At 65.1% G+C, this 14,032-nt stretch carries 13 protein-coding genes; 5 read left to right on the top strand and 8 right to left on the bottom strand.

Annotated features, from left to right (window positions below):
* Nucleotide 1: 1 nt before the first annotated feature.
* On the bottom strand, nt 2–1,624 hold the full coding sequence (locus ACUCV3_RS12645; protein WP_313039253.1) for an NAD(P)/FAD-dependent oxidoreductase: 1,623 nt from the start codon (nt 1,622–1,624) through the stop codon (nt 2–4).
* A 118-nt stretch (nt 1,625–1,742) separates the two neighbouring features.
* Between ACUCV3_RS12645 and ACUCV3_RS12640 the strand changes: the two genes are divergently transcribed.
* Nucleotides 1,743–2,150, top strand: a complete 408-nt coding sequence (locus tag ACUCV3_RS12640; RefSeq protein ID WP_004210206.1) for a MerR family transcriptional regulator — start codon at nt 1,743–1,745, stop codon at nt 2,148–2,150.
* A 57-nt stretch (nt 2,151–2,207) separates the two neighbouring features.
* Entirely contained in the window at nt 2,208–4,010 is a 1,803-nt protein-coding gene (locus tag ACUCV3_RS12635) for an acyl-CoA dehydrogenase C-terminal domain-containing protein (RefSeq protein WP_037506263.1), read from the top strand.
* 6 nt (nt 4,011–4,016) lie between these two features.
* On the opposite strand, the gene ACUCV3_RS12630 is transcribed toward ACUCV3_RS12635, so the two are convergent.
* The gene (locus ACUCV3_RS12630; RefSeq protein ID WP_279727688.1) at nt 4,017–4,901 is read right to left on the bottom strand and encodes a DUF3617 domain-containing protein; all 885 of its coding nucleotides are present in this window, start codon (nt 4,899–4,901) and stop codon (nt 4,017–4,019) included.
* A 122-nt stretch (nt 4,902–5,023) separates the two neighbouring features.
* Here ACUCV3_RS12630 and ACUCV3_RS12625 point away from each other — a divergent pair, with 122 nt between their 5' ends.
* A complete protein-coding gene (locus tag ACUCV3_RS12625; protein WP_279727687.1) occupies nt 5,024–6,322 on the top strand; it encodes an APC family permease in 1,299 nt (432 codons plus the stop codon).
* 18 nt (nt 6,323–6,340) lie between these two features.
* On the opposite strand, the gene dnaJ is transcribed toward ACUCV3_RS12625, so the two are convergent.
* Nucleotides 6,341–7,480 (bottom strand): molecular chaperone DnaJ, encoded by a 1,140-nt coding sequence (gene dnaJ, locus ACUCV3_RS12620; RefSeq protein ID WP_482240665.1) that lies wholly within the window; start codon nt 7,478–7,480, stop codon nt 6,341–6,343.
* 103 nt (nt 7,481–7,583) lie between these two features.
* Nucleotides 7,584–9,482 (bottom strand): molecular chaperone DnaK, encoded by a 1,899-nt coding sequence (gene dnaK / locus ACUCV3_RS12615; RefSeq protein WP_004210200.1) that lies wholly within the window; start codon nt 9,480–9,482, stop codon nt 7,584–7,586.
* Nucleotides 9,483–9,659: 177 nt separating this feature from the next.
* On the opposite strand from dnaK, the gene ACUCV3_RS12610 reads away from it, so the two are divergent.
* On the top strand, nt 9,660–10,145 hold the full coding sequence (locus ACUCV3_RS12610; protein WP_037515827.1) for a copper chaperone PCu(A)C: 486 nt from the start codon (nt 9,660–9,662) through the stop codon (nt 10,143–10,145).
* Nucleotides 10,142–10,606: a hypothetical protein gene (locus ACUCV3_RS12605; protein WP_048936365.1), complete on the top strand. Its 465-nt coding sequence runs from the start codon at nt 10,142–10,144 to the stop codon at nt 10,604–10,606. Before ACUCV3_RS12610 ends, ACUCV3_RS12605 begins: the two co-directional genes overlap by 4 nt.
* A 9-nt stretch (nt 10,607–10,615) precedes the next feature.
* Here ACUCV3_RS12605 and ACUCV3_RS12600 read toward each other — a convergent pair whose 3' ends face one another.
* The 4 genes from ACUCV3_RS12600 to sdhC all read right to left on the bottom strand — a co-directional run bounded on the left by ACUCV3_RS12600 (nt 10,616) and on the right by sdhC (nt 13,902).
* Entirely contained in the window at nt 10,616–11,242 is a 627-nt protein-coding gene (locus tag ACUCV3_RS12600; RefSeq protein ID WP_279727683.1) for a hypothetical protein, read from the bottom strand.
* Between the two features lie 124 nt (nt 11,243–11,366).
* Nucleotides 11,367–13,181, bottom strand: a complete 1,815-nt coding sequence (gene sdhA / locus ACUCV3_RS12595) for a succinate dehydrogenase flavoprotein subunit (RefSeq protein WP_010339302.1) — start codon at nt 13,179–13,181, stop codon at nt 11,367–11,369.
* Nucleotides 13,181–13,570, bottom strand: coding sequence for a succinate dehydrogenase, hydrophobic membrane anchor protein (gene sdhD / locus ACUCV3_RS12590; protein WP_004210192.1), 390 nt, complete (start codon nt 13,568–13,570; stop codon nt 13,181–13,183). The genes sdhA and sdhD overlap by 1 nt, the downstream gene beginning before the upstream one ends.
* Entirely contained in the window at nt 13,570–13,902 is a 333-nt protein-coding gene (gene sdhC, locus ACUCV3_RS12585) for a succinate dehydrogenase, cytochrome b556 subunit (protein ID WP_004210189.1), read from the bottom strand. The genes sdhD and sdhC overlap by 1 nt, the downstream gene beginning before the upstream one ends.
* Nucleotides 13,903–14,032 lie beyond the last annotated feature (130 nt).

Below are 14,032 nucleotides of genomic sequence, written 5' to 3'. Positions count from 1 at the left end.
ATCAGGACTGGACCATCTGAACCGCCACTGCCTCGGCCACCTTGATGCCGTCGATCGCCGCCGAAAGGATGCCGCCGGCATAGCCCGCGCCCTCGCCCGCCGGGTAGAGGCCGGCAACGTTGAGGCTCTGAAAATCCTTGCCGCGCGTGATGCGGATCGGCGAGGAGGTGCGGGTTTCCACGCCGGTCATCACCGCGTCGGGATCGTCATAACGGGCGATCTGGCGACCAAAGGCGGGCAGCGCCTCATGAAACGCCTCGATCACATAATCGGGCAGGCAAAGCGACAGATCGGTCGGCGTGACCCCCGGCTTGTAGGAGGGCACGACCGACCCCAGCTGGGTCGAAGGCCGACGCGCGAGGAAGTCGCCGACCGTCTGCCCCGGCGCCCAGTAGGAAGAACCACCCGCGACATAGGCCAGGCTTTCCCAATGGCGCTGCAGTTCGATCCCGGCCAGCGGCCCATCGGGAAAGTCGCGCGCCGGATCGATGCCGACGACCAGCCCCGAATTGGCGTTGAACTCGGCGCGGCTATACTGGCTCATGCCATTGGTGACGACGCGCCCTTCTTCGGAGGTCGCAGCGACCACCCGGCCACCCGGACACATGCAGAAGCTGTAGACGGTCCGGCCATTGGCGCAATGATGGGCGAGGCTATAGGCCGCCGCGCCCAGATCGGGATGGCCGGCACAATTGCCATAGCGCGCCTTGTCGACCCAGCTTTGCGGATGCTCGATCCGCACGCCGATCGAGAAGGGCTTGGGCTCGATATGCACGCCCTTGCCGTGCAGCATCTCGAAGGTCGGGCGGGCACTGTGGCCCACTGCCATCACCACATGGTCGGCCTCGATCACGCTGCCGTCATGCAGGACCAGCCCCCGCAGCTTCTGCGTGCCGTCGCCCTGCCGTTCCAGCACCAGATCGTCGACGCGGTGCTGCCAGCGATATTCGCCGCCGAGCGACTCGATCTGCTTGCGCATCGCTTCGACCATCGAGACCAGGCGGAAAGTGCCGATATGGGGGTGCGCCTCCCACAAGATATCGTCGGGTGCGCCGGCAGCGACAAATTCCTCCAGCACCTTGCGGCCCAGGAAGCGGGGATCCTTCACCCGGCAATAGAGCTTGCCGTCGGAGAAGGTGCCGGCGCCGCCTTCGCCGAACTGGACGTTGGAATCGGGGTTGAGTTCGGCCCGGCGCCACAGGCCCCAGGTGTCCTTGGTCCGCTCGCGCACCACCTTGCCGCGATCCAGGATGATCGGCTTGAACCCCATCTGCGCCAGGATCAGGCCGGCGAACAGGCCGCACGGCCCCGCCCCGATCACCACCGGGCGCTTGCCCTGCCAGCCGTCGGGCACATGGGCGACGAACTTGTAGCTGGTGTCGGGCGTCGGCCGGACATCATGGTCCTTGGCAAAGCGCTCCAGCACCGCGGCCTCGTCGGCCACGTCGATGTCGAGCGTATAGACCAGCTGGATCGCGCTGCGGCGGCGCGCATCATTGCCGCGCCGCACGACGCTGTGGCCAAGCAGTTGCTGCGGCTCCAGCCCCAGGCGTTCGCAGATGGCGACGGGCATCGCCTCGGCCGGATGGTCGAGGGGCAATTTCAAACCGGAAAGACGGATCATGGCGCCGCCCATAGTCGCAAATCGCCCGAAATGCTATTCCCCGAGGCCCTGGCACGGCCGATCGTCCTGCGCATCTTCTAACCTTGACGTAAACGTAAAGCCGTCATAGTCTTTGCTCATGAACACGCGCACCAGCATTGCCGGCATCGAGCTTCCCGATGACCGTGACCAGCAGAGCTACAGCATCACCGACCTCAGCGAGGAGTTCGGCGTCACCGCCCGTGCCCTGCGTTTCTATGAGGATGAAGGGCTGATCGCACCGGAGCGCCAGGGCCTGGCCCGCGTCTATTCGCGCCGCGACCGCGCCCGCCTTGCCTGGATCCTGCGCGGCAAGCGCGTGGGCTTCAGCCTCAACGATATTCGCGAGATGATCGACCTCTATGACGCCGACGAGGGTCATGAGGAACAGCGCCGCGTGACGATCGACAAGTGCCGTGCGCGCATCGACCTTCTGACCCGCCAGAAGGACGATATCGATGCCGCCATCGCCGAACTGGCGAGCTTCATCGGAACGATCGAGAAATAAGCCGGAGCCGCATCGTCGGCTCCCCCGCAGCAGAACAAAAACGCCTGGAGAAGATTCATGCCCAGCTACAACGCCCCTGTCCGCGACACCCGCTTCGTGCTCGACCATGTCGTCGGGCTGGATCGCTACGCCAATCTGCCCGGTTTCGAGAATGCGACCCCCGATTTGGTCGAGGCGATCCTGACCGAAGGCGGCAAGATCGCGTCGGAAGTGCTGTTCCCGATCAATGCCGTGGGCGACAAGGAAGGCTGTACCCGTCATGCCGACGGCAGCGTCACCACACCGACCGGATTCAAGGCGGCCTATGATCAGTTTGTCGAGGGCGGCTGGACCACGCTGCACGCGCCGACCGAATTTGGCGGCCAGGGCCTGCCCAATGTCGTCGCCACCGCCGTCACCGAATATGTGCTGTCGGCCAACCAGGCGTTCGAAATGTATCATGGCCTGACCGCCGGCGCGATCGCCGCGCTGATCGCCAAGGGCAGCGACGAACAGAAGGCCACCTATCTGCCCAACATGGTGTCGGGCGTCTGGACCGGCACGATGAACCTGACCGAGCCCCATTCCGGCACGGACCTCGGCCTCATCAAGACCAAGGCCGTGCCGAACGGCGATGGCAGCTTCGCGATCAGCGGCACCAAGATCTTCATCTCGGCCGGCGAGCATGACCTGGCGGAGAATATCATCCACCTCGTCCTCGCCAAGACGCCGGGTGCGCCCGACAGCAGCAAGGGCATCTCGCTGTTCGTCGTGCCCAAGTTCATCGTCAATGAAGACGGCTCGCTGGGCGACCGCAATGCCGTGTCCTGCGGTTCGCTCGAACATAAGATGGGCATCCACGGCAACGCCACCTGTGTCATGAACTATGACGGCGCCAAGGGCTGGCTGGTCGGCGAGGAGAATAAGGGCCTAGCCGCCATGTTCATCATGATGAACGCCGCGCGCCTGGGCGTCGGCCTGCAGGGCCTGGGCCAGGGCGAGATCGCGTTCCAGAACGCCGTCCATTACGCCAAGGACCGTCGCCAGGGCCGCGCGCTCACCGGCCCCAAGGAGCCGGAGGAAAAGGCCGACACGCTGTTCGTCCATCCCGATGTCCGCCGCATGCTGATGGAAGGCAAGGCGCTGACCGAGGGCCTGCGCGCGCTGATCCTGTGGGGCGCATTGCAGCATGACCTGTCGCACAGCGCCGCGACCGAGGAAGAGCGTCAGGCGGCCGACGACCTGCTGCAACTGCTGACCCCGGTGATCAAGGGCTATGGCACCGACAAGGGCTTCGACGTTGCGGTGTCGAGCCAGCAGGTGTTCGGCGGCCATGGCTATATCTGGGAAAATGGCGTCGAGCAGTATGTCCGCGACGCCCGCATCGCCCAGATCTACGAAGGCACCAATGGCGTGCAGGCGATGGACCTGGTCGGCCGCAAGCTGCCGATGAATGGCGGTCGCGCGCTCCAGGCCTTCCTCAAGATCCTGGCCACCGAAATCGCCGAGGCCAAGACCAACGAGAAGCTGGCGAGCTTCGCCGATGCGCTCGAAAAGGCCAAGGGCCAGCTCGAAGCGGCGACCATGTGGCTGATGCAGAACGCGATGAAGAACCCCGACAATGCCGGGGCCGGCGCGCATCATTACATGCACATCCTGGGCATCGTCGCCACCGGCCTGATGTGGCTGCGCATGGCGAAGGCCGCCACCGGCCTGCTCGACGCGGGCGAAGGCGATGCCGGCTTCCTGGAAGCCAAGCTGGTCACCGCCCGCTTCTTTGCCGAGCGCATCATGCCCGACGCCGGTTCGCTCCGTCGCAAGATCGAGGGCGGCGCCGACACGCTGATGGCGCTCGACCCGGACATGTTCCTGGCGGCCTAAACAAACCTAATCCCGCCCTGCCGCGCTTTCGGGCCGGGAGGGCGGGCATTCGCCGATGCGGCGGCCGTTGAGCAGATAGCGTGTCTCGCCGCGAACCCGCTCCATTTCGGTCGTCGCGAGCATCACCCCCTCGATTGTCTCGGCGGACAATATCGCACTCAGGCGCATGTCGGTGCTGCCATAGCGCGACGGACAGGACCGGGTGACACTCAGCCGCCCCTCCTCCACCTCCATGCGCGCCAGCATGCAGCCCTTGAGCCCCTCGCGCTCGAAATGATCATCGACAAATTGCTGCAGCGTCTCCGCATCACTGCGACTGAGGCATAGCTGATAGCGATAGCCCGGCGGTGCCGGCGGTACACCACCTGGCCGTCGGGCACCGATGACCTTCCACCCCACCATCTGGCTGAACATCCGCCCCTTCTCGATCTCCCACAGACCCGGCCTGATCCGGTAGCGCGATCCGGTGACGAGGATGTCCGCATCCCGCTCGGCCGGCGGCAGGCTGATCTGCGGACCGGGCAGCGCGACCGAAGCCACCGGTTGTCGCGCCTGTTCCAGCGCCGCGGGACGAACGAGGACCACATCCTCCGCCTCCATATCCGCATCGACCAGCGCCGCGATCCGGTCGCTGACGCAGGCCTGCGCCTCGCGCCGTCGGCCATGGCCATCGGCCACGCACTGGCGCACAAATTCACACATCGCCTGATCGACCCGATCCTCGCCACTGCTGCGCGTGATCGTGCAGCGGACAAGGTCGCGGCCGCGCACATCATAGTCGATACCGACCTTGCGCAGCTTGGCGGCAGTGACGATGATCGGATCGTCCGCATCGGCCGCGACGAGCGACGAGGACAGAAGCATCAACGCGCCTGTTGCGATCGGTCGCATGTCCCGCCTCTCCTGCCCTATCCTCGGTCAAGGATCACCCGAAGCGCGCCGCCATGCAAGTCCGAACGAAGGCGCAACGATCCGCTCTGGCCCTGCCTCGTTTTCACCGATAGACAGGGGCGATGGACAGCCCGCCGCCGGCACAGGATGTGATCCCCCACCGCCCGGTGCGGACGCTGGGGCTCGCCGCCTGCATCGCGCTCGTCATGGGCAATATGATCGGATCGGGCGTGTTCCTGCTGCCCGCTGCGCTCGCCCCCTTCGGCTGGGATGCGGTTGCCGCCTGGGTTTTCACCATCGCCGGCTCCTTGATCCTGGCCTTCGTGATCGCCCGGCTGACGGTCGCCATGCCCGACGCCAATGCCGCGCAGATGAGCGCGCGCGCCTATGGCCCGCTGGCCGGCTTCGCGATCGGCTGGATCTACTGGCTGTCGATCATCATCACCAACGTGACGATCGCCGTCGCCGCCACCGCCAACCTGTCCAGCCTGTTGCCGGCGTTGAACCGGCCGGGCATGGGCGCGCTCTGCTCGATCGGCTTCATCTGGCTAACCACTGCGATCAACCTGCGCGGTGCCCATGCCGCCGGCACCGCCCAACTGGTGACGACGATCATCAAGGTCGTGCCCATCCTGGTCGTGCTGGTGCTGCTGGCGCTGACGATCGGGCGCGGCACGGCGGAAATCGTGCCCTTCCCGGCCCAGGGCTTTACCGGCAGCGGCATCACGGCAGCGGCGGCACTGACGCTGTGGGCATTGCTCGGTTTCGAATCCGCCTCGGTCGCGGCCGACAAGGTCAGGGATCCCGCCCGCACCGTGCCGCGCGCGACGATGATCGGCACGGCCGTCACCGGCCTTCTCTACCTGTTCGTGTGCTCCGGCATCGCCCTCACCCTGCCCGGCGCGGAAAGCCAGACCGGATCGCCCTTCGGCGCCTATGTCACCCATTATTGGTCGGCCGGCCCCGCCAGCCTGATCGCAACCTTCGTCGTCATCAGTTGCCTTGGCGCGCTCAATGGCTGGACCCTGTTGCAGGGTGAGGTGCCGCTGGCGATGGCGCGCGCGGGCGAACTGCCGGCCTGGCTGGCGGGCACGGATGCGCGCGGTACGCCGGTGCGCGGATTGATATTATCGAGCATCCTTGCCAGCCTGCTGCTGGTCGCCAACAGCCTGCAGGGGCTGGTGGCCTTGTTCACGGCGATGGCGCTGCTCGCGACATCGGCGACCCTGTGGCTCTATGTGGGTTGTGCGCTGGCCGCGCTGCGGCTGCGGATTGCCGTGCCGGCGGCGGCGATTGGCCTCGCCTATGCCTGCTGGACTTTATGGGGCGCGGGCCTCGTTCCCAGCGGCGCCAGCTTCCTGCTGATGGCGGGCGGCCTGCCCTTCTACTGGTGGGCGCGGCGCACCAGCGCCACGCCCTGACCAGCCCTGCGGGGAGGATCAGTCCCCCCACAATTCCTTGAGCTTGCCGAAGAAGCCGCTCGATTGCGGGCATTCCTCGCCGGTCTCGGTCTCGCGGAAGGCTTCGAGCAGTTCGCGCTGCTTGGCCGTCAGCTTGGTCGGCGTCTCGACATCGACCTGGACGACCAGGTCGCCCTGACCGCGGCCGTTCAGCACCGGCATGCCGGCGCCGCGTTGCTTGATCTGCTTGCCCGACTGGATGCCGCTCGGAATCTTGATCTCGTGCCGCTGGCCATCAAGGCCCGGCACTTCGATCATCCCGCCCAGCGCCGCCGTCGTGATGCTGACCGGCACGCGACAGAATAGCGTGGTGCCATCCCGTTCGAAGATGCTGTGCCGCTTCACATGCAGGAAGATGTAGAGATCGCCCGCCGGCGCGCCACGCGCACCGGCCTCGCCCTCGCCCGACAGGCGAATGCGGGTGCCTTCGTCTACGCCCGCCGGAATATTGACCGACAGCGTCTTGGGCCGATCGACCCGACCTTCGCCGCGACAGGATTTGCAGGGGCTTTCGATCACCTGGCCCGCGCCATGACAGCTGGGGCAGGTCCGCTCGACCACGAAGAAGCCCTGCTGTGCCCGCACCTGGCCATGGCCATGGCAGGTGCCGCAAGTCTTGACCCCGGTGCTCGGCTGGGCGCCCGAACCTTCGCAACTGTCGCAGGCGGCCGACACCTCGATCTGGATCTCGGTCTTCTTGCCATGATAGGCTTCGTCCAGCGTGATTTCGAGATCATAACGCAGGTCCGCGCCGCGGCGCTGCTGCTGGCGTCCGCCACCACCGCCGCCAAAGCCGGCCTGGCCAAAGATCGTCTCGAAAATATCGCCAAGGTCGGAGAAACCACCGGCACCGCCGTGGAATCCGCCGCCACCGCCGCCCTGTTGCTGCTGCTTGAACGCGGCATGACCGAACCGGTCATAGGCCGCCCGCTTCTGCGGATCCTTCAGGCAGTCATAGGCTTCGGAAACGGCCTTGAACTTGGCCTCGCTGTCGGTGCAGCCCCCGGTCTTGTCCGGGTGATATTTCATCGCCAGCTTGCGATAGGCGCTCTTGATCGCGGCCCCGTCGGCTGTGCGTTCTACTTCGAGCAGTTCGTAATAGTCGATTTCGGTCGTCATCTCGCCCTCGGCGCGCACGGTCCCCGGCCTCGCTCCGAACGGATGCACTGGTCAGAAACCAGCCTGTCCGCCCGAAGCGAAGTCGAGGAGCGTTTCATGGGGCTTACGCCTTGTTGTCGTCCACTTCGGAGAATTCGGCGTCGACGACGCCGTCATCGGCCTTCGGCGCTTCGGCCTCCGGCGAGGCTGCAGCAGCCTGCTCCTTCTCGTAGATCGCCTGGCCCAGCTTCATCGCGACGGTCGCGAGTTCCTGCGCCTTGGCCTTCATGGCTTCGGCGTCGCCGCCTTCGATCGCCGACTTGGTTTCGGCAATCGCGGCTTCGATCTCACCCTTCAGCGAAGCGTCGACCTTGTCGCCATGTTCGGCCAGCTGCGCCTCGGTCGTGTGTACCAGGCTTTCGGCGTTGTTCTTGGCTTCGGCCGCCTCGCGACGCTTCTTGTCCTCTTCGGCGAAGCGCTCGGCATCCTTGACCATCTGGTCGATGTCGGAGTCGCTGAGGCCACCCGAGGCCTGGATGCGGATCTGCTGTTCCTTGCCGGTGCCCTTGTCCTTGGCGGACACATTGACCAGGCCGTTGGCGTCGATGTCGAAGGTGACTTCGATCTGCGGCACGCCGCGCGGCGCCGGCGGGATGCCGACCAGGTCGAACTGGCCGAGCAGCTTGTTGTCCGCCGCCATTTCACGCTCGCCCTGGAACACGCGGATGGTCACCGCCTGCTGATTGTCGTCGGCGGTCGAATAGACCTGCGACTTCTTGGCAGGGATGGTGGTGTTGCGGTCGATCATGCGGGTGAACACGCCACCCAGCGTCTCGATGCCCAGCGACAGCGGGGTCACGTCGAGCAGCAGCACGTCCTTGACGTCGCCCTGCAGCACGCCGGCCTGAATGGCGGCGCCCATGGCGACGACTTCGTCCGGGTTCACGCCGGTGTGCGGTTCCTTGCCGAAGAATTCCTTCACGGCTTCGCGCACCTTGGGCATGCGGGTCATGCCGCCGACCAGAACGACTTCGCTGATCTCGCTGGCGGTCACGCCGGCGTCGGCCAGAGCCTTCTTGCAGGGCTCCATCGTGCGCTTGATGAGGTCGGCGACCAGACGCTCCAGATCGGCGCGGGTGATCGTCTTCACCAGATGCTTGGGACCATTCTGATCCGCGGTGATGAAGGGCAGGTTGACTTCGGTCGACTGGGCCGAGGACAGCTCGATCTTCGCCTTTTCAGCGGCTTCCTTCAGACGCTGGAGGGCCAGCTTGTCCTTGGTGAGGTCGATGCTTTCCGCCTTCTTGAAGTCGGCAGCCAGATATTCCACCAGCTTGGCGTCGAAATCCTCGCCGCCCAGGAAAGTGTCGCCGTTGGTCGACTTCACTTCGAACACGCCATCGCCGATCTCCAGGATCGAGATGTCGAAGGTGCCGCCGCCAAGGTCATAGACGGCGATGGTCTTGCCGTCCTGCTTGTCGAGGCCATAGGCGAGCGCGGCCGCGGTCGGCTCGTTGATGATGCGCAGCACTTCAAGGCCCGCGATCTGGCCGGCGTCCTTGGTCGCCTGCCGCTGGGCGTCGTTGAAGTAGGCGGGAACGGTGATGACCGCCTGCGTCACGGTTTCGCCGAGATAGCTCTCGGCGGTTTCCTTCATCTTCTGCAGGATGAAGGCGCTGATCTGCGACGGGCTATATTCCTCGCCACCGGCCTTGACCCAGGCGTCGCCATTCGGGCCCTTCGCGATGTCGTAGGGGACGAGTTCCATGTCCTTCTTGGTCATGGGATCGTCGAAGCGGCGGCCGATCAGGCGCTTCACCGCGAAAATCGTGTTGTCCGGATTGGTGACAGCCTGGCGCTTGGCCGGCTGGCCGATCAGGCGCTCGCCATCCTTGGCGAAGGCGACGATCGACGGCGTGGTGCGCGCACCTTCCGCATTCTCGATCACCTTGGGCTTGCCGCCGTCCATCACAGCGATACAGCTGTTGGTCGTGCCAAGGTCGATACCGATAACTTTTGCCATTTGTGTCCTCTTTGAACCCCAAAATAAATTCAGCGGTTGACGGCCCAATACCTCACGTAAGCGCCAAGGCAAGGCCGGTTTGCGCAAGGGATATAGGCGCGCTTTCGCTTGGCACAAGGATCAGGCGCGATTAGTCAGGCATTGACCGGAAACGAGACAGTCACGGAACCCTGATCCATGCGTGCGCCCCTTGCCCTTATCGCCCTCGCCGCGCCGCTGGCCCTTGCCGGCTGCGGCGACCCTGCGCCCAGCTATGTCGACCAGGCCTGGGTCCGGCTGTCGCCCAACAAGGATACGCCCTCGGCCGGCTATTTCGTGGCGCATGGCGGCGATGCCGGGGTGCAGTTGCGCGGGGTGATGACCGACTATGCGCTCAAGGTCGAGATGCATGAGAGCGTCGGCAAGGACGGCATGATGTCGATGCAGCCGATCGAGAGCGTCGACGTGCCGGCCAAGGGCACGGTGGCCTTCGCGCCGGGCGGCAAGCACCTGATGATCTGGGGCGTCAACGATACCGCGATCAGCCGGGGCAAGATGCAGCTCACCTTCCTGATGTCAAACGGCGACCGGTTGCTGGTCGATGCGGTGATCCGCAAGCCCGACGGCAGCGCAGCACCGGCGCCTGCCGCGGGCAATGCGACGGAAGAGCATAAGGCGCATTGACCAGCCGCCCGCTGACACTTGAGGAGGCCGCGCTCGCCCGGACGATGTTCGGCGACGCGATCGCCTATGACCGGGTGCGCGTCCACAACCGCAAATGGTGGCCCTTCCAGCCGCGCGCCGTGACCATGGCGCCCGACGGCGACCTTTGGTTTCATCCCGAAGGCGGATTGTTCTGCGACGATTTCTGCGCCAGCCCGCTCAGCCTGCAGGGCCTGTTCATCCATGAAATGACCCATGTCTGGCAGGCGCAGCGGTCGGGCAAATATTGGCTGCCGCTGATGCGACACCCCTTCTGCCGTTATGATTATGCGATCGAGCCGGGCAAGCCCTTCGCCCGATATGGCATCGAGCAGCAGGCCGAGATCGTCCGCCATGCCTTCATCCTGCGCCAGGGTGGCCGAGTGGAAGGCAAGCCGGGGATCGCGGTTTATGAGGCGCTGTTACCGTTTGCCGTGACCTAATCGCTCCCCTCATCCCCCATGGCCGCTGCGGCAACCGTCGGGGACGACGCTGCGGCTGAGCGAGGCGGTGGAGAAGATATCGGCTTCGGGCAGGCTGTGGCTGTAGGTGAGGACCGCGCTGGTCAGCCGCTCCGTCGCGTCGCCATTGGCGTCATGGATCGTCGCCGCGATGATCGCGCCGTCGTCGAGCACATCATAGGTGCGCAGATTGCCGTCATCGGCCACCGCGATGCGGGATACGGGGCCATAGCGACCGCCGGTCTCCCGCCCCAGAAATTCCTTGGCGACCAGCTTGCGATTGGCGTCGACGCCACAGGCGGCCGCCGCGAGTGACGGCGAAGTTGACACTTCACCAGTGCGCACGTCGAGATGCTGGGCCTCCCCGGTCGCGCAATTGGCGACGATCCGGTCGCGGGGGGTTTCGACCCGGTGACGGTCGCCCTGATGATATTCGGCCGCCCATTCCTTGAGCTGCACTTCCTCGCTGGGCGTCACCACATTCCAGGTGCAGACCGCATATGTCGCTTTCGTTGTCCGCGTCAGCGCCAGCACGGCGTCCACATCTTGGGGCGGGGCCGCCGCCGTCAGCAGCAAGGGCAGCAGGATCATCCCCTGACGTCCAACAGGTTTCCGCATCGCCGGCACCTCCTTGATCGATCGGCACCCAAGCTAGAGCCTGATCGCGCGCTGGCAATGGGCAAAGAAAAAGGGCGGACCAGATGGCCCGCCCTCTTCGGATTTCCGGCATGATGCCAGAGACTTAGTATACGCGCGCCTTCGGCTTGATATACTCGGCCTCGTCGGTCATCGTATAGTCGTGGACCGGACGATAATCGAGCGTCACCTTGCCGCCCGAACCACCCCAGCCTTCGAACCAGCTGATGGTGTGCTTCATCCAGTTTTCGTCGTCGCGGTTCGGGAAATCCTCATGCGCATGGGCGCCGCGCGATTCCTTGCGGGCCTCGGCGCCTTCCATCGTGCAGATGGCCTGGCTCATGAGATTGTCCAGTTCCAGCGTCTCGATCAGGTCGGTGTTCCAGATCAGCGAACGGTCGGCGATCTTGACGTCCTGCAGGCGCTTGTTGACCGCCTGCATCTTGACGACGCCGTCGGCCAGCAATTCGCTGTCGCGGAACACGGCGGCATGCTTCTGCATGGTGCGCTGCATGTCCATGCGGATGTCCGCCGTCGAGGTGGTGCCGTTGGCGTTGCGATAGTGATCGAGGCGCGACAGCGCCAGATCGGCCGCATTGGCCGGCAGCGGCTTGTGCGGGGTGTTGGGCTTCAGATTGTCCTTGAGGAACAGGCCGGTCGCGCGGCCGAACACGACAAGGTCGATCAGCGAGTTGGAGCCGAGGCGGTTCGCGCCATGGACCGACACGCAGGCCGCTTCGCCGACCGCGAACAGGCCCGGCACCACGACTTCCGGATCGTCGCCGACCTTGGTCACCACCTGGCCATGATAATTACAGGGGATGCCGCCCATATTGTAGTGGACCGTCGGGGTCACCGGCAGCGGCTGGCGGGTCAGGTCGACACCGGCAAAGATCTTGCCGCTTTCGGTGATGCCCGGCAGGCGCTCGGCCAGAACCTTGGGATCGATATGGTCGAGGTGCAGGAAGATATGATCCTTGTGCTCGCCGACGCCGCGGCCCTCGCGCATTTCCATCGCCATCGAGCGCGACACGACGTCACGCGACGCCAGATCCTTCGCCGACGGGGCATAGCGTTCCATGAAACGCTCGCCTTCGGAATTGGTGAGGTAGCCGCCTTCGCCGCGCGCGCCTTCGGTGATCAGCACGCCCGCGCCATAGATGCCGGTCGGGTGGAACTGGACGAACTCCAGATCCTGCAGCGGCAGGCCGGCGCGCAGCACCATGCCGCCACCGTCGCCGGTGCAGCTATGGGCCGAAGTGGCCGAGAAATAGGCGCGGCCATAGCCACCGGTCGCCAGCACGACGGCATGGCTGCGGAAGCGGTGGATGCTGCCATCTTCCATGCAGATGGCGATGACGCCGCGGCATTCCTTGCCGTTCGGGCCATCTTCCATGATCAGGTCGATGGCGAAATATTCGATGTAGAAGTCGGCGTCATACTTCAGGCTCTGCTGATAGAGAGCGTGCAGCATGGCGTGGCCGGTACGGTCGGCGGCGGCGCAGGTGCGCTGCACCGGCGGGCCGGCGCCCATATTCTGCATGTGGCCGCCAAAGGGACGCTGATAGATGGTGCCGTCCTGGTTGCGGCTGAACGGCACGCCGGCATGTTCCAGCTCGATCACGGCCGCCGGCGCTTCGCGCACCATATATTCGATCGCGTCCTGGTCACCCAGCCAGTCCGACCCCTTGACGGTGTCGTACATGTGCCAGGTCCAGTGGTCGGGGCTGTTGTTGCCGAGCGAGGCGGCAATGCCGCCCTGCGCCGCCACGGTGTGGCTGCGGGTCGGGAACAGCTTGGTGATGCAGGCGGTCTTGAGACCCGCTTCGGCGCTGCCCATGGTGGCGCGCAGGCCCGAGCCGCCGGCACCCACGACGACGGTGTCGTAGGTATGGTCGATGATCTTGTAGGCTTCGCTCATTACTTGACGACCCCGATGAAGGCGATCTTGGCGATCGCGAAGACGCCCGCGGCAGCGCCGGCATAGGCATAGAAGTTCAGCAGCAGCATCGAGAAGAAGGCCAGGCCCTTGTCGTGGACATAGTCCTCCAGCATGACCTGCATGCCCAGGCGCAGATGCATGAAGATGCTGACGACCATCAGCATCAGCGGCACGGCGACCAGCGGATTGTGGATCCAGTTGACCACGCTCTCATAATCGAGGCCGGGCAGCGCGATCAGGCTGAAGAGCAGCCACAGCACCAGCAGCAGATTGCCGATGGCGGTGTAGCGCTGTGCCAGCCAGTGGTGCGCGCCATGCTTGGCCGAGCCAAGACCGCGGACGCGGCCGATTCCGGTTCCGGTACCCATCAGAATTTCCCCAGGCAGATCGCGGCCCAGAAGGCGGCGGTAGCGATCGTCGACAGCACGAAGGTCAGGATCGACCAGGTCTTGCTGGTCTTGAGATCATAGCCCGCACCCATGTCGAGCACGAAGTGACGCAGACCCGAGAAGAGATGCTGGAAGAAGAACCAGGACAGGCCCGCCATGACCAGATAGCCGATCGGCGAGGTCGCGCAGGTGACGAAGGTGGCATAGGCTTCCGGGCCGGTCGCGGCGGCCATCAGCCACCAGATGAGGCCAAGAGCACCAGCGGTGGCCAGGCCATTGCCCGTCACGCGGTGAATGATGGAGACGGCCATTGCCGGCCCCCATTTCCAGATCGTCAAATGCGGCGAGAGCGGCCGGCTTGTGGTTCGCGCCATGTCTACCCAGGTCCCTGCTATGTCCTTTGAGTCCGCTCCCCTTAGGAGCGAAGACGCCGAAGGGCAA

Source organism: Sphingobium sp. VMM, from assembly GCF_056790315.1.
The sequence above is the reverse complement of the archived record's forward strand: the minus strand, read 5'-3'. Positions and strand labels throughout refer to the sequence as shown.